The sequence below is a fragment of the Bradyrhizobium canariense genome, assembly GCF_019402665.1.
GTDB classification, from domain to species: Bacteria; Pseudomonadota; Alphaproteobacteria; order Rhizobiales; family Xanthobacteraceae; genus Bradyrhizobium; species Bradyrhizobium canariense.
The window spans coordinates 160,153-183,178 of sequence record NZ_VSST01000015.1 but is presented as its reverse complement, the minus strand read 5'-3'; the positions used below and the strand labels follow the sequence as shown (position 1 = coordinate 183,178).

Here is a 23,026-nt window from a genome sequence, read left to right as displayed (position 1 = left end):
GGTCCCGTTACCATGCCTGTGCGAGACGGCCAATGACCGGCTTCGCCGCTCCGATCGCCGCGTCCTTCCAGCCGGTGCGTCCCACGCGCTGACCCTGCCGGCGCAGCTTGCGCATGTCGCTCAATCCCTCGATGTTGACGGCGGGTCCGGCCCCGATGGTTTCGACCGGTCGCGGCGTCAGCAGCGCATCGAGCCGCGCCTTGCCGGAGAGACCGAACAGGTAGAACGTCCCCCCGTCCTTCTTCGCGAGCCAGGTCTCGATGTTCTCGTTGCCCTCGCCGTCGACGGAGATGTTGCGGATCATGCTGGCGCCGGTGAAGTCGTTGCAGCAGGTGTGGGTCGGCCCGTAATTGGTGACGGTCGCGGAGACGCCGCCGGTGTAGAACACCACATAGGTGTTGCTGACATTGGCGTTCCCAACCTGGCTCATCGTGAACACGCCACCCGGCTGGTAGAGCTGGAGCGACGGCCAGTTGGACGGCGCCGGCGTACGGTTGTTGAGCAGCACCTGCTGGGTTGCCGTCGTCAGCATGAGCTGACCCGGGACATAGCCGTTCAGGATCGCCACGGCGGGGGCGTCGGTCCAGAAGTTCGCATCCACCACCCTGAACTGGTTGATGATGATGCCGTCCGGATCGATCGAGACGTTGGCCGAGGTCGCGGTGCCGCCGTTGTAGCCGGTCACGTTCATGATCAGCGGGACCTGCGGCGTCGAGCGGATCTGCTCGCCATTGACCTTGATCGTATCCGCCGCGAGGTCGAGCTCCCTCACCACGCTGACGAAGCCGATCGTCAGGTCACCCGGCGAGGACAGCTTGACCGTGTTGCCCCTGATCCGGTCGAGCGAGACCGAGCCCGCTGAAGCGAAGTGCGTGTCGCCGTTGGCGAAGATCGATCCGCCCCGGATCGAACCGGCATCGGAGCGCAGGTCGATATCGCCGGCATCATCCGGGATACCCGCCGTGGTGAGCTGGTTGAAGACGATGTCGTTGACGGCATGCAGGGTCTGTGTGCCGCCGCTGATCGCGGTGCCGAGAGTGATCCCCCCGACAGTCGCGGTGACGTCGAGCGTGCCGCCGGCCGTGAGATTATCCCAATGAACGACAGTGCCGCTCAAGACAGCGCTGCCGGTCGTGGCCGTGAGGTTATGACCGGTGTTGGTGCCCGCCGCGATCAGCCTGGCCGAGCCGTTGGCGGAGACCGAGCCGAGCGTCGTCACACCGCCCGACATCACCGTCTGCGCCAGGATGAAGCCGTTGTCCGCATTGACGTTGATGCTGCCGGCATCGCCGTTGATACCGGTGGACGTGAGCGCGTTGAAGCTGACGTTGTCGTGGGCGCGGATGGTCTGTGTGCCGCCGCTCTGCGCGGTCTTGAAGTCGATGCTGCCCTGGCCCGCGGTCGCGTCGAGCGTCGTGCCGACGTTGAGAACGTTCCAGTTGATCGCGCCGCCGGCGGTCAGCAGGCCCGCTCCGGTGGTGGCGGCGAGCGTGTTGCCGGTGATGGTCGAGGTTGCGACCAGCGTCGCCCCGCCATGGGCGGAGACCGAGCCGAGCGTCGTCACGCCGCCCGACATCACCGTCTGCGCCAGGATGAAGCCGTTGTCTGCATTGACGTTGATGCTGCCGGCATCGCCGCTGTAGCCGGTGGACGTGAGCGCGTCGAAGCTGACGTTGTCGTGGGCGTGGATGGTCTGTGTGCCGCCGCTCTGCGCGATCTTGAAGCCTATGCTGCCTTGGCCCGCGGTCGCGTTGAGCGTCGTGCCGACGTTGAGGACGTTCCAGTTGATCGGCCCGCCGGCGCTCAACAGGCCCGCTCCGGTGCTGGCGGCGAGCGTGTTGCCGGTGATGGTCGAGGCTGCAACCAGTGTCGCCCCGCCATGGGCCGAAACCGAGCCGAGCGTCGTCACGCCGCCCGACATCACCGTCTGCGCCAGGATGAAGCCGTTGTCGGCCGTGACGTTGATGTTACCGACATCACCGCTGTAGCCGGTCGTAACCAGCGACTTGAACGTCACGTTCTGGCTGGCGTGGACCGTTTGCGAGCCGCTGCTGTCGGCCGTGCCGATGACAATGCTGCCATTGTTCGCGACGGCGCTGAAGCTGCCGCTCGCACCCGTGGCCGTGCCCGCCAGTACTTGGTCGAGCGTCAAGCCGCCTGAACCAACCAGATCCACGCCACCCTTCACTGCGGACAACAGGCTTGCCTCGGTGTCGGTGAGAGCCTTCAGGTAGATGCCACCGGCGCTCGTGCTCGCCGAAAGCCGAGCCGCGCTGAGGATGAGGCGGGCCGCCGCACTGCCGATGCCGTTCGATGCGTCTAGCGAGACTTCTGCCCCTGAGCCGGACGCCACGATCTTCGTTTGACCGTCGCCGTTGTCGATGATCGCTCCGGGCGAAGCGACGCCGCCGGCGGTAACGACGATCGACGGCGCGTTCGAGGCCGCCGCATAGGACAGCGACGAGTTGAGCTGGCCGATGGTCGCGTTGCCCGTGGTGATCACTGAGATCACGCCGGCCGCGTTGATGGCCGAATAGGCGCCCATCGACAGTGAGGCGGAAGCCAGCGTCACCCCGCCCGAGGAGCTGCTGGCCACCACCGGCGCCGCGCTGGTGCCATCGGCGAAAGTCACAGCGCCGTTTGCGAGCAGCTGCATCAGGCCAACGCTGGTGACATCGGCATTGATGCTGATCGCGCCGTGCGGCACGTTCAGCGTCAGTGTCCCGCCCGCAGTCAGCGCGCCGTAGGTGCCGGTCGCACCCACCGCGAGATCGTGCGCCACGACCAGGATGCTGAGGTCGCCGACCGCGGAGCCTGTGAGCGCGCCGGAGAGCTGCACCTGAAGCGGCTGGAACGTCGCGCCGTCGAAGCTGATATCGCCGCCGGCGCGCAGATCGAGATCCGTGCCGACGATATGCACCGCCGTGCGATCGGCGAAGTTGGTTCCAGCCTCGGCATAGATGCTGCCTGTCGCGGCCAACTGGATGGCGCCGGTCGCTGAGACGTTGCCGAGGACCAGGTCGCCGGTGGTCTGCTTCACATAGACGCCCAGTCCGGACGACACCTGATCAAGATGATCGCTGGTCGGGCTCGCGAAGGCGATCTGGATCGCGTTCGCGTTGGCCGCCGGGTCGGCTCCGGCCGCGCCAGCGCTGCCGATGTTGCCGTGCTCGGCGATCAGGGAGAGGTTGGGAATGTCGCCGGAGATCACAGGAACCCCGCTCACGCCCGCGGAGATGCTGCCCACCGCATCGAGCTTGACGTCACCCCTGCCGGTCACCTGGATGCCGCCGGCCTGCGCGGCAGCGATCGGACCGTAACTCGCGGCCGCAATGCCGCCGAGCACGAGGCTGTTCTTGCTGCCGAGATAGACCTCCGACAGCGCCTTGGCGGTGACCGCGGTTGGATTGTCCAGAATGACGAGGCTCTGTTGCGACAGCGTGACGTTGTAGGTCACGACGCCGGTCGTCGGGTCGGTCGAGGAGTTGACGACGAGCTGTCCGGGACCGGCCGAGGCGAGCAGTCCCTTCTGGGCGGACGTCAGCGACGAGGCATTGACACTCGTGAACGTGAACGTCTGAGGCGCCGCGAGCTGGCCGACCGAACCATTCGGTGTGTACAGCATGACCTGGCTGGCCTTGATGTTGGCCGCGACATCCTCGCTGATCGGCGGTGGCGGTGCACCGACCGCTGAGGAAGAGACGGTGTAGGCGAGCTGGCTCTGAGTCCATTGCGAGCCCGCTGTGATCATCCCGTAGAGCTTTTCGGTCGGAGCGAGCGTATAGGCATAGTTCGAGCTGTAGGTCGCAAGCGCCGTCTGCAGGGCCGTGTTGGTCGGCATAAGCTGATGGCCAGTTGCCACGCCGTCGAACAATCTGGTGAACAGGTTCGACGAGAGCGTGCTGCCGAACAGCGTCGCCAGAGGGTCAGAGGGCGCGGTGCCGAGCAATGTGGTCAGCGAGGCCTTGACCTGAACCGTGTCGATCATGCCGAGCAGGAACTGGTCCTTCAGCAAGCGCGTCGTGGCCTCATTCTGCATGTCCGTCGTCGAGACCGCGGAAGGATCGATGCCGAGCTTGGCGGCTACCTGCGCCCGCAGCACGGTCAGGCCCACCGAGGTCGGGCTATAGGTGTTGCCGTTCGCGAAGGCGACGTTCTTGAGCTGGAAGTAGTCGTTGTAGGCCGCCGTGACCATGGTCTGGTAACTGTTGACGGCTGCGGTCGCGCCGTTGCCGCTGAGGAGGTCCAGGCTGGTCCAGACATCCGCCAGATGCGCGCTCTGCTCGGCCGTGAGGCCGCCGGACGACAGGCCGTTCAATATCCTGGCTTGCGCCCCATCGGAGGCCGCGGCCTCGAGGAACACCGGGCCGCTCTTCGACTCGACCGTGCCGAGCCGCAGATCGCCCTTGGACTGCACGATGTAGGTTCCGGTCGTCGAATAGCTGTTGAGCATGCCGCCATCGACGCTGCCGTCGACCAGCGTCGTGCCGGTCGCCTGGATCACGAGCGGATTGATGTTGGTGAGGACGGTCGCGCCGTTGCTGACGCCGGTCACCGCGCCAATCGCACCGCCGGTGGACCTGATCTCGATGTTCTTGCCGACGACGACAGGGTTGGCGACGCTGTAGGCGGACGCCGAGTTGATGTCGCCGGTCGCCGAGATGAAGACGCTGCCCTGCGGCGCGTCGCCGGCCACGGTCGAGTTCACCTTGACCTGGTTGATCGACAGCGAGCCCACGGCCGCGATCGCAATATCGTGGTCGATCGAATTGGCGGTGAGGCTGCCGCCATAGACCTGCACGGAGACCGGCGCCCCGCCGGCACCGATGCTGCCGATGCCGCCCGCCGCCGACAGCGACACACTGGTGCCCGATATCACCGGGTTGTTGGCGTTCGCGCCGACCGTGATGGCCGAACTGGCGCCCGTGGCCACGACCGAGGTCGCACCCTGAAGGTTGTTGATGGGGCCGTTGATGACGATGCCGGAGTTCGACGTGACCGCGACCGTGCTGGCGCCGCCGCCGTTGAACTGGATGTTGATGGGGTTCGATGCCTTGACGGTGTTGGTCAGCGTCAGCGTCAGGTGATCGAAGATCTCCTGGAACCAATCGTACTGTCCATCCGCGCCGCAGCACCTGTCGGAATGGGTGTTGCCGCCGCCGCCGTGAGCCGAACCGGTCGCGGTGACGACCTCCTGGTAATTCGTGCTCTGCAATTGTCCCGTGGTGGCGCCGTTGGCGACCTGCTGCACGTCCGAGACCAGGCTGGTGGTGCGGACGAAGGAGCTACCGCTGTTGGGATCCCGCGAGGTGTATTGCCAGCCATAGTCGAACTGCGTGCTCGTCGTCGAACGATCCAGCCGCGCGGTGTCGACCCACTGGTAGTACATGTTGGCTTGCGGCGCGTATTGCAGGCCGGCCGTACCGCTTGTCGCGGCAAGCATCGAGCCGTCGTACTGGCTCGCATTGACGCTGTTGGTTCGATACGTCGACACCTGCTGGCCGCCCGGGGCGGCAGGATTGTAGACGTACCACGTCGTCTGCGCCTTGAGCTGATCGACGATCTCGATCACGCTGGCTGCGCTGACGCCGGTATTGATCGTGTTGGTGACGAGTTGAAGGCCGGTGGTGTTGTTCACCGTGATCGTGCCGGCGCCCCCGTTGACGATGATGTTGCCCTGCGGCGTGCCGTCGGTCGAGGTCGAGATGATCTTGCCGTTCAGGTAGACGTAGCCGCCGGACCCCTGCACCACGCCATTCAGGAGGATCTGGTCGGTGGCGGCATTGTACCTCGCGCCGACCTGGACGTCGCTGCCACTTACCTTCGACAGATACTGCGTCAAATCCACATAGCTGCCGTGCTGCGCGTTGCTCTGGGCCTGGGCAAAGGCCGAACTGTCGGCCTTCAGAGCGTTGATGGCGTTCAGCGCGCCGGTGCCGATATTGACCGAATAGTTGCTGCTCGAGCCGCTTTGGATGGTGCCGTTGATGTTGAGAACCGATGCCGACAGGATGATCGCCTTGCCGATGATGAAGGGCGCATTCGCCGGCGGGTTGGTCGCCGTGTTCGCCGTCTTCGGCGTGATCACATCGGGCTGGATGTTGATGACCTGGAAGTAGGCGGAGCAATGCGAGCAGTTGAACGGGCTGGAGCCGCTATAGACGCCCTGGCCATCATAGGTGCTTGCCTCCCATGGGGCGGTGCTGATGGTCTGCCTGGTCGGCCCCTCGATCGTCGCGAGCGTTGACGCGTCGGGAGTGCTGCCGGCATGTTCGTTGCCGTTGCCCGGCGCACCCGAACCCATCGGCAGGAAGATCGCCGAATAGAGCGAAAGGCCGTCGTAATAGAGATCCAGCAGCCGCGCCGTAAAGACGGTGCTGTTGCTCGCCGTACCGGCGACGCCCGCGCTGCCGGAGGCGCAGCAATAATAGGAATACGGGTGATTGCCGCCGGAAGCGATATGCACGCCGCTGTCGTAGGCACCATAGGCACCGAGATAGGTCGCCGCCGCCATCACCGCCGTCAGCGTGTCGTTGTCAGCCGGCTTGTACTCGGTATTGGCCCATTGCGAGGCCACGTCGTGGTTGGAGCTGAAGATGCTGCCGACGCCGCCATTGAAGGTGAAGGAGCCGTTCGGCACCACCATCTGGATTGTCGCAGCATCGAACGTCTGCGATGCGACGACGTTGCCGAGATTGTTGGTGATCTTGAGCAGGCCGTTCTCGTTGGTGACGACGCCGTCGAAGTAGATGTCGGGCGTGCGCGTCAGGGTGTTGCCGTTCTGGTCGACACCGAGACCCGTGTTGGGATCCTTGCGGTTATAGACCGCCGAGATGTCGATGATCGGCGTCGCGCTGTTGTTCGACGTGAAAGTCACGTTCGACGACGACCCCGGGTCGACCTGCGGGTGCGTGACCAGCCCCCCCGTCACGTTGGTGATCGTGAGGTTCGACAGCGCGACGAAATCGAGGCCCTGGTTTTCAATCTTGATCATGGGCGAAGAGCGCGCGATCACCGATGGTGCGGCAAGACCTGCGCCACCTGCCCCGGACAGCCTCTGCGCCAGGATCGAAACGTTGCCGGCCGACACCATTATATCGCCGAACGCGAAGGCGTTGCCGGATGCATTGGCAGCGAACGGCGCCTGCTGGATCAGGGTATTGATCTGGCGCTGGATCTCGCCGGTCGGATCGGTGCCGCCAAACGTGATCGAGCGCTGCGTGGCGGAAAGCGCCGTCTGGACCTGCGTCGACGTCAGGCCACTCAGAGATGCGAGTTGAGCGACGATCGTCTGGTAAGGATTGAAGCCGCCCACGATGGTGTACTGGATCGTCTGGTGGTTCCAGCTCATCACCCGATTGAAATGATCGACGTCGGAGACGTATTCGAGCGCGAGCGGATCGTAGGGGCTCGTCGTAGACAGGGTCGGCGTGCTCGCGCCAAGCGCGATCGTGATCGTCTCGTCATTGTGGATGCCGGCCACCACGAGGCCGTTGAGCGCGACATTGCCGGTCCCGCCGCTGTTGTCGTTGCTGTGGTTGTCGCTGTTCTTGGCGCTGAAGATCTCCAGGTAGGGATTGTAGTTGCTGCCGAGGCCGGAGGCCGTGACCTGGCCCGGCGTCGCGGTGAGCGAGATGTCGTTGGCGCCGAGCACCTTCGAGCCGATGGCAAGCGTCAGGCTGGTGTCGTCGTCGGCGTTGGCGGTGCCGCGATAGAGGCCCGAGATGGCAACGACCGTGTTGTTGTAGACCACCGTCGTCGCGTTCGCGGCCACGCTGCTGTAGACGCTGCCGTCGCCGGCCAGGCCTGCGGCGATGTTGATCTTGCCCCAGGCCTCCACTGTCGAGCTGCTGCCGACACTGACGTTCTGCGTTGCATGCACCCATGCGTTCGTGCTGGCACCGACTCCGCCGACCGCACCATAGAGGCTGGCGTTGGCGTAATTGTTTGCCGCCATCCGCGACGCCGAGCCGATATAGATGTTGCCGGCGCTGAACAGCTCTCTGGCCTGAATGTTGACCGTGAGCGTGGCATTTGCCGTCATGTCGGATTCGGCGCCGCCGCCGGCGAACAGGCCCGCGGCGCTCAAATTGACCGTGTCGGCCGTGCTCAGCGTGTTGTAGGCCTCGATGTTGATTGCGCCCGTCGTCGTTCTCGGATCGGCATTAAGGCTCAGGATCGTACCGGCGTCGATGTTGGTCGTGACGGTCTGCGTGACCCTGGACTTGCTGAGCGCCGCCGCGCCGGCAAACACGCCGCCGGAACCAGACCGCGCCCCGCCACCAGCCTGGTTGACCACGTCGTTGGCGATCACAACCATATCGCCGCCGGCCGAGTTGACGATCAGATGCGTGCCGATTTCAGCGGTGGTCGCCGACGTGACATCGTTCTGCGCGCTGCCACCGGAGGCGCCCGCCGTAGAGGCCTGATAGGCATCACCGCTGCCGGCATAATTCGTCGTATGTTTGGCCTTGATGTTGAGGCCGCCGAAATAAAGCGTGTTGTCCGTCGCCTCGCCATAGAGCATGGCGTCGGTGACCGCGGTGGTGGCCGTCGTCGCAACCGCTGCTGCGCCGGCATAGGTGCCGCCCGCACCGACGAGCGCGCTGGCGACGTTGGTATCCGTGCCCGTGGCGGTGATCTGGAGAACGCCCGTGTTGGACGCGGCGGTGATCGCGCCGGCCCCGAGATAGGCGTAGGTGTGGGCGCTCGAGGAGACCTGTGCGACGGTCGCGCCAATGGCGAGGAACCCGGTCGAGAGGCCAGTCGACTCGGCGTACTGGCTGCTGTCGTTCTCTGCGGCAATGACCACGTCGGCATTGGGAAGATGGATCCCGATGCCGCCATACGCACTCACCGTCGCGTTCTCGGACGCCCTGGCATAGCTGCCCTGGGCACCGATCAACGAGCCGCCGCCGCCCGCGAGCGACCAGGCGTAAGTCGTCGTGCCGCCGGTCGGCACCAGCGCCATGGCGGTCACACCGAGCGCACCGCCCGAGAAGGTGGTGTTGTCGCCGACATCGGCCGTGACGGTGGCCGTCACCATCGATTCCGCGACGGACACGCCGATGGCGCCGCCGCCGACCGCGACACCGATCGCCTTGCTCGAAAGCTTGGGCGTGATCGATGCCGACACCAGCGTGCCGGCGCCCGTCGCCGACGTGGTGATCGATGAGCTGGAACCGATCTCTGCCAGGACCGTCGAATTTTCCTTCGCTGTCGCAACTGCGCCGTCACCGGCGACGATACCGCCGGCGACCGCAGTCGCGGAAGCGGACATTGCGCCGGCCTCGGCGGCGCCAACCGCAAGGGTCGAGCTGTTCACCGTCGCGTTCGACAGCACCTTTGCCGCGACTGAACTGGACCGTCCCGTGGTCGCGATCGACACCCCGATGGCTGCAAGGCCGCCGGTGCCGCCGCCCGCGGTCACGCTCTGAGTCGAGCTGTCCATCGCCATCACGGCGACGCCAGTGGCGCCGGTGCCGCCCGTTCCGGTCACGGAGCCGCCGAGTTGGGCCGTGACGGTATTGGCGACGTTGCCGACCGCCACGGCCGCATCCGCGCCGAAATAGAGCGCTGCACCGCCGGCGATCGCCTCGCTGTCGACGGTCTTGCCCGAATAAGGTCCGGTATCGGCGTCCTTGACCCGCGCCGCAACCGTGACGGACGGCGCGGAGACGATCGCGCTCAGATTGGCGAGGACGCTGCTGTCGACGCTGGTGTAACCGATGCCGGCGCCGATGCCGACGTTCTTGGCAAAGCCCGCGCCGAGCAGGAACATCTTGGTCGCGTTGGCGCTGGTGGCGGCGACGTTGACCTGCGTGCCGGTCACATTGCCGCCCGCGATCTGGGCGGTGACGCCGTCATTGCCGCCGGTCAGGACGGTGCTGACGTCGTAGGTCGAGGTTGCGTTGGCGTTGCTCGGATTGCCCGAGGTGCCGCCCGCGACCGCGTCGCTGCCATGCGAGGAATTGGTGCCCGCGTTCACTGATGCGAGGGTGCCGTTGTTGCCCTGATTGAGCTGGCCGGTCTGCTCGCCCTGCGTATCCGGATCGGCGGTGTTGGTGCCGATGATGATGACCCCGACGGTGGCCCCGATGCCGACGCTGCCGCCGATGCCGGCGGTGACCGCGTAGGACAGGACTTCCTTGGTGCTGAGCGCGCCGACGTTGATCGCGCCGGACGAATTGAGGTCGCTGTTGCGGCTTTCCGCAATGGTCTGGCTCTTGAAGACGATCACATTCGCCGCCGCGCCCACGCCGACGCCGGACCCGCTGGCGGCAATCGAAAGCGCGCCGGCGATCTCCTTGATCGCCACGTCCTCGGTGGCGTTGATCGTGACCGCGCCAGCCGAACCGCCAGTGGGGGACTGCAGCGTGGTGTCGTAGACGCCGGCGATGGTGGCGTTGTTGGCAATCTCGATGTTGGCCATGCCGGCGATTGCCGCCGTGCCGGTCGAGAGTGCCCCGCCAATCGAATAGGCCTGGAAGCGGTTCTTCGTCGTTGCCTCGACGTCGAGCGCGCCGCTCAGATTGACCGCAGTCGTGTGTGCCGCGCCGTTGCCCTGATAGTGGAACTCGTCGCCGACATAGGCTTCGGTCCGGTTCGCCGAGACCTGAACCAGGAACGCCGCCCCGATCGCGGCCTGGCTGCCATAGGCGCCCGAGCCGTTCGCCGACGCGATACCTGTGGCGTCGTAGGCGTTGACCGTGAGCGACGACGCCGTGAGGGAGCCGCCGTCGACATAGGCCTCGGTGGTTGCGACGAAGACGTTCAGCCCGACCGAGCCGGTGCCGAAACCGACCGCGATCGATGATGCGTCCTGCTCGGCATTGGCCTTCACGGTGACGGCGCCCACCGTTGCGCTCGCCGACTGCACGCCACCAACGGTCGCATTGGTGATATAGGCCTCGGTGTCGCGCGACATCGTCGTGCTGAGAATGGTCGCACCGCCGCCCCCGCTCCCGGTTGGCGGCACCACGCCGGCGCCGAACGCGCCCGAATAGGAGAAGCTGCTGGCGGCCACATCGATCTGCGGGTCCAGCGTCGAACTTGCCAGCCGAGTGTCGATCGCCGCGCCGTCGATATAGGCCCTGGTGGATCCGCTCATCACATTGGTGATCGGATTGATCATGATGGAGATGCCCGAGCCCGCGGACAGGGTGGCGACGTTGGTGACGACGGCCTGGTGCGAGCTGGCGACGACGGCGAGGCCGCGCACACTCTCCTGGGTCTCGCTCAGATCGGGCGTGGTGTCGGTGGGCGCGCTGAAGCCGCCGAGATCGATCGCGTGCGCGAGCGTGCCGCTGTTGACGGAAAGCACGTCGCTCGTGCTGGTTCCGCGCGCATCCACTTTGGTTGTCGTCCCGCTGATATAGGCCGCGGTGGTGCCGGTGATCTTGTTCGTGACCATCGAGCCCGCGCCGCCTGCCGCGCCCTTGCTGATGGACACGGCGCCGGCGAAAACGCCCGCTTTGTCATTATTACCGGCAATCACGGCAACGTTGTTATTCGCTGCGACGTCGGCCCCGCCGGTGATGCTGGCGGTGACGTTGGTTCCCATCAGATTGGTGGCGACCGAACCGGCAAGGCCGATCTGCGAGGAAATCGCAATACCGACGGCAACCGTCGAGATATCGGCATTCGAGTTCGCGTTGACGACGACATTGCCGGAGGCGGTCAGCTTGGAGCCGGTGACGCCGGCACTGACATTGTTGGCGATGCTGCTGTAGACGAGGGCCAGGCCCGCTGCGCTGCCTTGCGTCGAGGCGCCAGCGACGGCAGCGGCGCCGGTGATGCTGGAATTGTCGGTCGCGGTGACGGAGATGTCGGAGGCCGTCACGGTCGATTGCGTCGTGTCGGACTGGTTGTTGCCGATTGCCGCCGAAACATTATTGGCGATCGAGCTGATTGTCATGCCGCCGACGCCGGCAAACTGGCCGGTCGCCAGACCGAAGCCAATCGTGACCGACTGGATCTTCGTGGTGTCGACCGCATTCACACTGACGCTGCCGATCGTCGACATCCGGACGTTGGCGATATAGGCCGAATGCGTCGTCGCGATGGTATCGTACACCATGGAGGCGCCGACATTGTTCTTGCCGGCCTGGATAATGCCCGCAACGGAGATGATGCTGGCGCCCGGACCGTTCGCCGTGCCGTCGTTGAGCGCCGCCGCGCCAAAATCTATGCAATTCGCCGTGCCGTTGCCGGCGGCGGCCGTGCACGTGTCCGACGCGAGATGATTGTTGTTCGACTTCTTGACGAGATTCCCGAGCGCCGTATCGAGGTCCGACACAGCGCCGCTGTCCGCCAGCACCGTCACGCGCCCGACGTTGATGTTCACCGTCGAGTTGCTGCTGATATAGGCCGTGGTCGTGGACGTGATTTCGTCGACGACGATGGAACCCGACAGGCCGTTCGACCCTGCCCCGGCCGACGCGGCACCGGCCGCGATGATGCTGGCATTGTCGGCGAGCACCAGAAGCGAGTCGTAATTGCTGATCGACGTGGACTTGATGTGCGCGTCAGTCGCGTTGCCGCCGGAGGGATCGCCGATCGAAGCATACGTCATGGCGAGGCCGAAGCCGCCCTGTCCGCCGGAAATATAGAGCGAACCGCCGCCGACCGCGATGTTGCTGGTCTGATAGGCATCGACCTCGAGAGCCCGCTGGACGCCTGTGCTCCCGCCGGCGATCGTCGAATTTTCGATATAGGCCTGCGCACTGTCGGTGATGATGCCGACGGACAGCGCGATCGAGGCGGCGTTGGACCGCGTTGACGCGGCAAGGCCGATCGCCACGACGGTTTCCGATCCGCCGTTCAATGCCTGCACGGTCACGGACTGCTGGTTGTTGACCGTGGAGTTGGAGATGAACGCTTTGGTCACATTGTTCGAGATCGCCGCGGCGATGGTGCCGTCGACGGCCACGCTCGTCGAGCCGGCGCTGCCTCCCAGATTGGCGGCGGCGCCGCCCGAGCCGTTGTTGAGAATGGTGTCGTTGAGCGCCTGGACCAACAAGGTGGCCGTTGGGCTCGGCGAGTAGCGGTTGATCGTGACGCCGGTGATCGAGGCGGTCGTGCCAAGGCTCACATCGCTGATGGAGGAGCTGCCGGCAAGATCGATCGTGAAGCCGCTGCTGGAGGCGCCCGACGACGAGCCAACCTTGGCCAGCGCGGTTGAAATCCCGCCCGCTCCGCCGGTCGCGGCTGCGCCGACGGCACCGGCCTTGGTGCCGAAGTCCGAAACCGAAGGTTCCGAGATCGCAGCCGCAATCGACGCCGCGGTGATCCGGCCCGCCGTCGTCGCGGAAATCGCCAGATGGTCGGCCGTGACCGACCCGTTACCGCTGCCAGTTCCCGAGAACGGATCGTCCGAACTGAACGGGCCCGGGCGGATGTCGCTGTGATTGTCACCGACATAGGCGGCGGTGTCGGTGGTCGCGCCGAGATAGGCGACGGCGAGGCCGACGGCGGAGTTGCCGCCGGCTGACACCGCGCCGGCAACCGACAGCATCGACAGATCCTGCTGGGCGAGCACATTCACCGTCGGAGCCGACACCGTCGCGCCGATGCCTATCGAGGCATGCGTCGTGTTGTTCACGAGCGCGATGGACGTGATGCCGTTCAGCGCCAGGGCGCCGGCCGCCTTGCCGGATGTCGGCGCAACGCCGAAGAACTGGTCGGTGGTCGATGCCGTGATGGAGACGTTGTCGGTCGCGCCGAGCGAAGCGCCGGACGCCACGCCGGCGACCGTGTTATTCCAGAACTGGACCAGATTGAGCGCGCCGCCCAGCGATGAGCCACCCGAGGTGTTGCCGGGAAGGAAGCCGAGCGTGCCGACGTTGCCCGCAGCGTCGATCGAGGCCGAATAGGCCGTCGCCGCGATGGCGAGCGTCGCGTCGAAGGCCTGCGTCGCCCCGCTGTCCAGCGCAGCCGTCCACGCGCCGCTGCCGCAACTCGCAACCGTGCAGGTCGACGTCAGGCTGGCACCGGTCGCGACCCAGGCCGTGGTGTTGTTGTGAACCATGAAATTGTTCAACGACCCTGCGATGCCGACGGTGTCGCCGGCGTCCGCGGTCGAGTTGGCGTAGCTGGTCAAGATGCTGCCGCCGACGCCGAGATTGCCGTTGAGATGCCTCAGCACATCCGTCAGCGAGGCCCATTGCAACCAGGTGTTGGTGATCGGCATATAGGTGTTTGCCGAGACGCCGATCTCCGGCGCATTGATCAGGGTCGCGTCGCCGATATAGGCGTTCGAATTGTGCGTGAAATCGCCCCACGCGACCGCTGCGGCAACGGCCGTCGACTGACCATCGACCGGGCTCGAGCTGATCGCCGAGGCCGTCGCAATGCTGCGCACGCCCACGTCGATCACGTTGCTGATGACGGCGACGTTGCCCGACGTATAGATCGACGGCGCGCCGCCGCTGGGGTTTTGCGCAATCGCCGCCGTCGCGCTCTCCGTGCTGCGCGCGATCGTCAAGGCCGCCGCCGCCTTCAGGTTCAGATCCGCGGTGAAAAGCGTGCTGAACTGCTGGGAGAACAAGTTGGGATTCATCGTGCCCACGACCAGGGCACCCTGGAGTCCGGCGATCAAAGCCGGCGTACCTGTGATGGTCGAGGACATCGTCGAATTCGACGTCGTGTTCGAGGTCGCCTCGACCGTCACCGCGCCGTTCATCCGGTTCGAAGTGCTGGACCCCAGCGACGACCCGAGGGTCGCGGTCGCCGAGGTGTTGACGTTGCTGATCGCGACGGCACCGCCGACGCCGCCGTTCAGGGCCGGATTATCCAGCCCCACGGAGGTCGCGGACGTCGAGAAGCTGTTGTTATTCAGCGCGCGCAGCGCGAATCCACCGGTCGATCCGCTCGCGGTGCCGACGCTCAGGTGGGCGCCGGTCGCGACGTTTGCCGTGGTCGTCACCGACGCCGTCGAATAGGCCACCGTCGCCACGAGAACCGCGCTCGAGGTCAGCGATACGGCCGTGACGTTCATCGTGGCATCGTTGGTGGCCTTGATGCCGAGGCTACCACCTGCGCTGATCGTCGCATTGCTTGCTACGTTGGTGGTGACGTTGCCGGCGATGTTCCCGACCACGACCGCAGCGCCGACCGGCGATACGCCGAGGAGCGACGAGGCGATAACGGGATCCTCGGCCCTCTCCGACCCGTACGCGCTGATCGAGACGTTGCCGCTGCCGGAGATATTGGCATGGCCGTTGATGTTCACGGTCGCGGTTGCGCTCGCCGCGACATAGCCTCCGTTGAGGCCCAGGATCATGCCGGGGACCGATTCGCCGACAAGCGCGAACGTCGAAGCGAGTGAGCTCGTGAAGCTCGCCACCGCCGTGGAGCTCGCGCTAATCGAGATCGCGCCGCCGGTGATCGTGCCGTCAACGGTGACGCCCGTGGTCGCATGGGCGTGGCCAGACATCAGGGTCTGGCTCGCCGTGGCTGCAAGCGTGACACTGCCGCTGGTGTAGGTCGTTCCACCAGTATTGATCGCCTGGGCGAGGATCTGCGCTCCGTTGACGATGCTGATGGTCGGCGCGTTGATTTCGACGTTGATGGCGTTGCCGACGGAATGAGTCTTGGTGGCGTCGAGGTTGCGGGCATCGATCACCGCATGCGCGGCCAGCGTGACCGAATTGTCGGCCTGAACCAGATAGGTGCCACCAGCGCTGAGCGCCGCGATGGCGTTGGCGACGGACGTGTTCCCGAGGGTTACGCCGACGTCGCCCTGGCTGGCGTCGCCGATCACCACATCGGTCGGGTCGATCAGCAGCGTGCCGGCCCGGCCGTTCGGTGCGGCAAGGTTGATGGTAACGCCGCTGCCGACGTCGATGACGCCGTTTCCGCTCAGCTCGACCAGGCCCGCATTGCCGGTTTTCGAGCTGGCATTGATCTTCGCGCCGCTCTTCACGGTCACGTCGTTGCCGGCCTTGACAAGGACGCCGCCGGCATCCGCAGTCCTGCTCGCCGTGCTCAACCGCGCATTCTTGCCGAGTTCGGCTTGGTTGCCGGCCACGACGGTGATGTTGCTCGGCGTCGTGGTCTTGCTGCGCGCGGTCAGCCGTCCGTTCACGCTGGCGTTGTTGACGGCGCCGATGTGAATGGAGCCATTGCGCACGGAAATCGCGGCGGCGCTGCGCAGCCCCTTGGAATTGACCGAGGCTGCGAACTTCGCGGCGTGATCGAGATTGGCAATGTCGCGCTGGCTGGCACCACCGACAAGGACGTTCTGCCCGGTCAGGCGCACGCCGTCGATGGCATTGACCCGGCCGTAGATCCGGATGTTGCCGTCCGGCGAGACCGGGAACGACCCCGCCATCAGATTGGCGACGGCCGAACCGTTGATCTGCCCCTGCACGCCGATCAGACTGTCGGTGAACTCGCGCGTCGGCGTCGAGACGTTGAGGCTGCCGACATTGACCGTGCCGCTGCGGCCGACCACGAAGCCCTTGGGATCGGCGAAATAGACGTTACCGCCGATCGCGCCGTTCATGTAGGAGTTCAGCGTGCCGTTGACGTAGACCGGAGCGTCGCGAACGATGTTGACGAGATTTTGCGTACCGGTCGGCAGTTGCAGATTGACGGTGTTGCCCTTCCCGACGCTGAACTGCGAGAACGAGTTGAAGGCACTGGTGCCGGAGACGGTCGACGTCGTGACGTTGGTGACGCTGCCGGACGTCTGAAGGCTGGTCCCGGTGCGGCCGTCCGGCGTGATCACGTTCGCCGGCTGCGCCTGCAGGCGGACGCTGAACACCGGCAGGAAGACCATCTGCATCGCGCAGAGCAGTGACATCGAACGGAAGCGCGCAAGCCCCCGCAGCGTCAGCTCGTCATTCTCTCGCCTTGCAGATGGTCGGCGCATTTCAGATCCTCTTCATCGGCACTGGGGCCGATCCACAACCGGGTGGGAGAATGTCGTGGCAGCGCGGCATCAGAACTGGCCGGGCGGCAGCTTGAAGATGTCGGGGCTCTTGGCGTCGGCCACGTAGAACAGCAGCAGGCTGGTCGGCGTCAGCACTCGCTGGTTGTTGTCCTTGTTCTCGAACGTGCCCTGGAGAAGCAGGATGACCGAGCGATCCTTGGCGTCACTGCCGCGGAACATCACGATGCCGCCGTTGACGGGCATGTTGACCGCGATGGAGTCGGGCTTGAAGCCCTCGCTGAGGAAATGGGCGCGCAGGATGTTGGCGTTGGAGAACAGCTTCTCCGGCGTGATCGCCGCGTCGGTGCCTTTCGACCAGACCGCGCCGACCTGGATCAGAGATTTGGACTTGTAGCCGAACACGTAGGAAAGCTCGGCGGTGCCGCCGTTCGGCAGCAGTTCGGGCGCCGAATAGAGCAGACTGTGCGTCAGCTCGGATGCATTGTCCTGCGCCCTGACGGCGTCGGGCTTTGCGCCGAAGTCCTTGGCTATCGCCGCGCGCACGTCGGCCTCGTTCATCCCGAACTTGGCGGAGCGGAAGCCGTCGATCGCCTTGGAATCGGTCGCCTTGGACTTGTCGTCCGGGGCCGCTGTCTCGGCCGCGGCTGCCGACGTCGCGCCGGCGGCGACCGGCGTACCGGCTGCTGCGGGAGCTGCACCGGCGGCTTTCGGTGCCGGCGCAGCTTTTTGCTTCGGTACGGCGCCCTGGGCCGCAAGGGGTCCCGCTGCAACGGTGGTGAGCAGGCCGACGAGGGCCGGAACGAGATAGATTTTGCGCATCGAAAACCTTCGAAAAAGTATGAAACAACGCTTCAAAAATCGGCAGCTACGAAATCGGCTTCCCCGAACCGTCATCACGACCGAGACGGAAATGTTGCAACGCCGCGGTGCGTTACAAGGTGTCACGGAGGAGACGAGGCTCGAAACGGCGACTCTTTGGCGGCGTAGGAATACGGTATCGGGCCGCCAAACGCTGCGAACGAGCAGTCACAAACGCATTTTTTCATCAATTGTGGATGCCGGCCGTTCGCGCTAAGCATCGGGTTGGGGCAAGCCACCATGCAAAGAATGTCATGACCGAACGGCCTTCCGCTCTCGCGGTCGATCGCCGCGGGTTCATTCGCCTTGCGGGCACAACCGCCGCGGGGTGGCTGGCGCTCGGCGCAGCATCTGATCGCGTGCGGGTCGTGGCATCGCTGACGGCATTGCCGCTCGACGACGAACTGACCAGAAGGAGCATGATCGACAGCCCGACCTCCCGCCTGGGCGGCCTCATCGTGGGCTTGAGGCAGCGAGGCTGGGTCGAAGGCGTCAATTTCCGCCTCGAGCTCCGTTCGACCTTCGGTGCGCCGGATAGACTGAAAACCGCGGTCCAGGAATTGCTGGCGCTCAAGCCGGATGTGATCCTGACCGGCTCAACCGTCGAAACCGCAGCAGTCCTGGCGGCCACCAAAACCATCCCGATCGTGTTCGCGACCGCCAACGATCCCGTCGGCAACGGCTTCGTCGAAAGCCTCGCCCATCCCGGCGGCAACGTGACCGGATTCACCAACAGCAGCGCCGAGATGGGCGGCAAATGGCTTCAGCTCATCCGGGAGGCCGTGCCGGATCTTGCGCGCGTCGGTATCCTGTACAACCCGGCGACCACGCCTCGCGGCGGCCGCTTCTTCCTCGATTCCATCGAGCAAGAGGCAGCACTGTCCGGCGTGTCCGTGGTCCCCGCCCCCGTCAGCGAGCCATCGGAGATCGACGAAGCCGTCAGGCCCTTTTCCGAAGCGCCCAAGGCGGCGATGATTGCGCTGGTCGACAGCTTCCTGGTGGTCCACCGGCAGGCTGCGGTGGCCGCGGCGGCCAAATATCGCGTGCCCACGATTTACCCGTTCTACTATTTCATGGATGCGGGCGGGCTGATGAGCTACGGGCCGACGCTCGAAGTGCGCTCGGCTGACTATGTCGATCTCATCCTGCGCGGCACCAAGGCCGGCGATCTGCCGGTGCAGTCGCCGCGGAAATACGAGCTCCTGATCAACCGCACGGTCGCCCGCACGCTGGATTTGACGATCCCATTCACGCTGCTCGCGCGCGCCGACGAGATCCGCGAGTGAACGAGACGATCGACCAGGGAGATCTGCGGCCACCTCCCGGCCGGCTGTTCCGCAAATATCTCTACTCGATCGTCGCACTCGCTTTTGCCGCGCTCGCCATCAACACCGGCTTCGACGTCTGGTTCTCCTATCGCGAGCAGAAGCAGCTCCTGGCGGCGACCCAGCGCGAGCAGGCAGCAAGCGCCGCCATCCAGATCGGCCAGTTCATCGGCCAGATCGAAAACCAGATCAGGTGGCTCTCGCGCCTGCCCCCCGAGTTGTCCACGAACGAGGACCAGCGCCTTAACGCCATCCGCCTCCTGCGCCTCTCGCCTGCGATCGCGGAAATCGCCGAGCTCGACGCCCAAGGCCGCGAGCAGGTGCGCGTGTCGCGCCGTGTCGCGGACAGGATCGGCAGCAAGGCCGACCTCTCCGCTTCGCAGGCCTTCCGCGGCGCCAATGAAAGCCGCGCCTATTACGGGCCGGTCTACTTCCTCGGCGACACCGAGCCGTTCATGACGCTCGCCACGCGCGGAACGGGCCTCACGCCGGATGTGATTGTCGCCGAGGTCAATCTTCGCTTCATCTGGGACCTCGTCGCCGGGATCAGAGTCGGCAACACCGGCAAGGCCTATGTCGTCGATCGGATGGGGTTGTTGATCGCGCATCCCGATTTGTGGCCGGCATTGCGTCGCAGCGATCTCTCCGGCCATGCCGACGTGCGCGCCGCGCTCGATGGCGTCGGGCCGCCCGCCGGCGGCCTGGTCAAGGAAGATCCGTCCGGTCAACGCGTGCTGTCGACCTACGCGACGGTCCCCTCGCTGGGCTGGCTGGTGTTCGTCGAGCTGCCGCTCACCGAAGCCTACGCGCCGATCTATGCGTCGATCGGACGCTCGACTTTTCTCCTGGTCATCCTGCTGGCATGTGCGGTGCTGGTCTCTCTGTTTCTAAGCCGGCGCATGACCGTGCCGATCCAGATCCTGACGCAAGGCGCGCGGCGGATCGGCAGTGGCGACCTCGGCCTGCGGCTCGCGATCAAGACTGGTGACGAGCTGGAGGCGCTGGGCGATCAGTTCAACCGGATGGCCGCTCACTTGCGCGAATCCTATGCGACGCTCGAGCGCAAGGTGATCGAGCGCACCTCCGAACTGGAAAAGACCCGCGACCAGGCCCTTGCCGAGCACGATGCCGCCGAGCGCGCGCGCAGCGCGGCGGTCGCGGCCAACGAGACCAAATCGCGCTTTCTCGCGGTCGTCAGCCACGAGCTGCGCACGCCGCTGAACGGCGTCATGGGCGTGCTGCAAACGCTCGACGACGGCAGCCTCGGCGAAGCGCAGCGGCGCCACCTCACGACCGCGGCCGCGTCGGGCGAAACGCTGATCGCGCTGGTCGACGGCATCCTCGAATATGCGCGCTTGGAGGCCAGCGCCGAGACTCTGGAGACCCGCGATTTCCGCCTCGACCAGCTCATCGAAACGGCCGCCGATCTGATGCGTCCGCAGGCCTTCGGCAAGGGCCTGACCTTCGATCTCGCCTGCGATGCGATGGTCAATACCTCCGTGCATGGCGATCCGGTGCGGCTCAATCGCATTCTGCTCAATCTGATCGGCAACGCGATCAAGTTCACCCCGCGCGGCGGCATCGGCTTGAGCGCAACGGCCGACGGACATGACGATCATGTCCTGCTGCGCATCACCGTTCGCGATACCGGCATTGGCATCGCGCCCGACATGCACGAGCGGATTTTCGAGGATTTCGTCCAGGCCGACGACAGCATCGCGCGGCGGTTCGGCGGCACCGGGCTCGGACTGGCGATCGCGCGGCGCCTCACCCGCCTGATGCGCGGCGAGTTGACGGTAGCGAGCACGCCGGGTGCGGGCAGCTCGTTCATGCTTGAGGTCCCGCTTGGCCTCGCCGCGAGCGGCATCGCGCAAGGCGCGGACCAGCCGCCATCGCGGCAGCTCCGCGTGCTGCTGGTCGACGACGACCCCGTCAATTGCGAGGTCGGCGAAGCGATGTTGAAGAGGCTCGGCCACCACGCCACCATTGCCACGAACGGCGCGTCGGCCATCGCACTCGCCCGCGATCACGCGTTCGATATCATCCTGATGGATCTGCACATGCCCGACATGGACGGCGTCGAGGCGGCATCGCGAATCCGAAAGCTCGGTCTGCCGACCATGCCGCGCATCATCGCGGTAACCGCCGACATGTCGCGCCGCGCCCGCGAGCGGCTTGCAGACGCAGGCATTGCCAGAATCGTCAGCAAACCGATCCTGATCAATGCGCTGCGCGAGGCGATCGAGGACGATGCCCAGAACCAGCCAGCCGCGGCGCAACTCGCCGCAGGCGCATTGATCGACCGGCATTTCCTCGCCGACCAGAAGGAGCTGCTGGGCGCGGCACAGATCGCAAAACTCCATCATTTGTTGCGGGAGACCAGCGAGAAGTTGATCACGGACATTATCGAAGCCGCCGCAGCCGGCGATCGCAAGCAGCTCGCGCGGTCCACGCACCAGCTCGGCAGCGCCGCCGGCGCGCTCGGCCTGGTCCGCCTGTTCGAGCGCTGCAGCGAGGTCGAGCAAGCAGCAGCCTCGATGTCCTCGCCCGAATCCCAGAGCGCCGCACGCGAGCTCGCCGCGATTCGAAATGCTTCGATGAGTACGCTGGATGAATTGCTCTGGCCTGCCGAAGATCGTACGGTCAACTAGACGATCCCCCCGGTAATGACGATGCACGAAATAAAACTCGACGGCAGCAGCTGGAAAACTGTTCAGGACTTTCGACTGGCGCTTAAGATTGCGATAGGGGCGCCCGAATGGCATGGCGACATTGTGGGAGCTTTTCTAGACTCGATTTTTGGAGGCGGGATGAACGCCCTCAAACCTCCCTATGTGATCAAAGTCGTGAACACGGCCAACCTGGTGCCCGACGTCAAGGAGATGGTCCACGACTTTTCATCTGCGATTGCGAGGACACGAGCGCGTAGGCTTGCGCGCGTTGGCGAGGATGTCTCGGTTCGGTTCGAGATCGAAAACTAGGGAAAATCTGATCGCGCGCTCATAGCCCTGCGCCCCGTCAGCGGGTTCGCACACCCGCCTCGTCCTCCCGGCCAAACCGCTCCACCAGGAAATCGATGAACAGCCGCACCTTCACCGACAGATGCCGGGTCGGCGGATAGACCGCATAGAGCGCGAGCGGCGGCGCGGAATACTCGTCCAGCACCGTTCGCAGTTCGCCCTTTCGCAAAGCATCCGCGGCGATGAACTCCGGGAGCAGCGCGAGCCCCCTGCCCTTGACCGCGACATCGCGCAGCACTTCGGCATTGTTGACGCAGAGCGACCAGGCCGGCTGGATCCAGTGATCGCCGTCGATGCCGGTGAGCTTCCACTGATTGCCCGTCAACAGGAAGCCGTAGGTCAGCGAGGCGTGCGCGCGCAGATCCTGCGGATGTTTCGGTGTGCCGTGACGTGCGAGATAATCGGGTGAAGCGCAGATCATGCGCGCCACCGGCATGATTTTTCGCGCGATCAAGCTCGACGATTCCAATTCCGCGATGCGCAAGGTCACGTCAAAACCGTCCTGGACGGGATCGAGCAGATCGTCGCTGAGCACGAGCTGGAGCTGCAGCTCCGGATACCGCGCCATGAAATCGGCAAGCACCGGCCCGAGCCGCAGGGTGCCGAACGACATCGGCGCGTTGACGCGTAACAGGCCGCGCGGCGCCGACTGGGCTTGCGTCACGGCCTGGTCGGCCGCCTCGATCTCCGAGAGAATCACAACCGCGCGCTCGAAATAGCGCTGGCCGTTCTCGGTCGGGCTCGCATGGCGCGTGGTCCGGTTCAGGAGCTGCACGCCGAGGCTTTCTTCGAGGTCGGCGATGTATTTGCTGATCGCCGAGCGCGACAGCCGTAACTGCCGGCCCGCCTCGGCAAAACTGCCGCTTTCGACCACCTTTACGAAGGCCCGGAGGCTGGCGACCTTATCCACGGGCCGGCGCCGGCGA

Annotated in this window: 6 protein-coding genes; 3 read left to right on the top strand and 3 right to left on the bottom strand. The window is 65.3% G+C overall.

The window, feature by feature from the left end:
* Window positions 1-7: 7 nt before the first annotated feature.
* Both FXB41_RS07600 and FXB41_RS07595 read right to left on the bottom strand, forming a co-directional pair.
* A complete protein-coding gene (locus tag FXB41_RS07600; protein ID WP_219681020.1) occupies window positions 8-16,876 on the bottom strand; it encodes a leukotoxin LktA family filamentous adhesin in 16,869 nt (5,622 codons plus the stop codon).
* A gap of 69 nt (window positions 16,877-16,945) precedes the next feature.
* Window positions 16,946-17,716, bottom strand: a complete 771-nt coding sequence (locus FXB41_RS07595; RefSeq protein ID WP_219681019.1) for a hypothetical protein — start codon at window positions 17,714-17,716, stop codon at window positions 16,946-16,948.
* Window positions 17,717-18,009: 293 nt separating this feature from the next.
* Between FXB41_RS07595 and FXB41_RS07590 the strand changes: the two genes are divergently transcribed.
* The 3 genes from FXB41_RS07590 to FXB41_RS07580 are packed head-to-tail and all read left to right on the top strand — an operon-like array spanning window position 18,010 to window position 22,061.
* Window positions 18,010-19,041 (top strand): ABC transporter substrate-binding protein, encoded by a 1,032-nt coding sequence (locus FXB41_RS07590; protein ID WP_219681017.1) that lies wholly within the window; start codon window positions 18,010-18,012, stop codon window positions 19,039-19,041.
* Window positions 19,038-21,731, top strand: coding sequence for a hybrid sensor histidine kinase/response regulator (locus FXB41_RS07585; protein WP_219681015.1), 2,694 nt, complete (start codon window positions 19,038-19,040; stop codon window positions 21,729-21,731). Before FXB41_RS07590 ends, FXB41_RS07585 begins: the two co-directional genes overlap by 4 nt.
* A 15-nt stretch (window positions 21,732-21,746) precedes the next feature.
* Entirely contained in the window at window positions 21,747-22,061 is a 315-nt protein-coding gene (locus tag FXB41_RS07580) for a hypothetical protein (RefSeq protein WP_219681012.1), read from the top strand.
* 37 nt (window positions 22,062-22,098) lie between these two features.
* On the opposite strand, the gene FXB41_RS07575 is transcribed toward FXB41_RS07580, so the two are convergent.
* Window positions 22,099-23,010: a LysR family transcriptional regulator gene (locus FXB41_RS07575; RefSeq protein ID WP_219681010.1), complete on the bottom strand. Its 912-nt coding sequence runs from the start codon at window positions 23,008-23,010 to the stop codon at window positions 22,099-22,101.
* Window positions 23,011-23,026 lie beyond the last annotated feature (16 nt).

Excerpts from the sequence above, each read along its gene's own strand:
- FXB41_RS07600 (WP_219681020.1), bottom strand. The coding sequence starts at position 16,876 with ATGCGCCGACCATCTGCAAGGCGAGAGAATGACGAGCTGACGCTGCGG.
- FXB41_RS07595 (WP_219681019.1), bottom strand. The coding sequence starts at position 17,716 with ATGCGCAAAATCTATCTCGTTCCGGCCCTCGTCGGCCTGCTCACCACC.
- FXB41_RS07590 (WP_219681017.1), top strand. The coding sequence starts at position 18,010 with ATGACCGAACGGCCTTCCGCTCTCGCGGTCGATCGCCGCGGGTTCATT.
- FXB41_RS07580 (WP_219681012.1), top strand. The coding sequence starts at position 21,747 with ATGACGATGCACGAAATAAAACTCGACGGCAGCAGCTGGAAAACTGTT.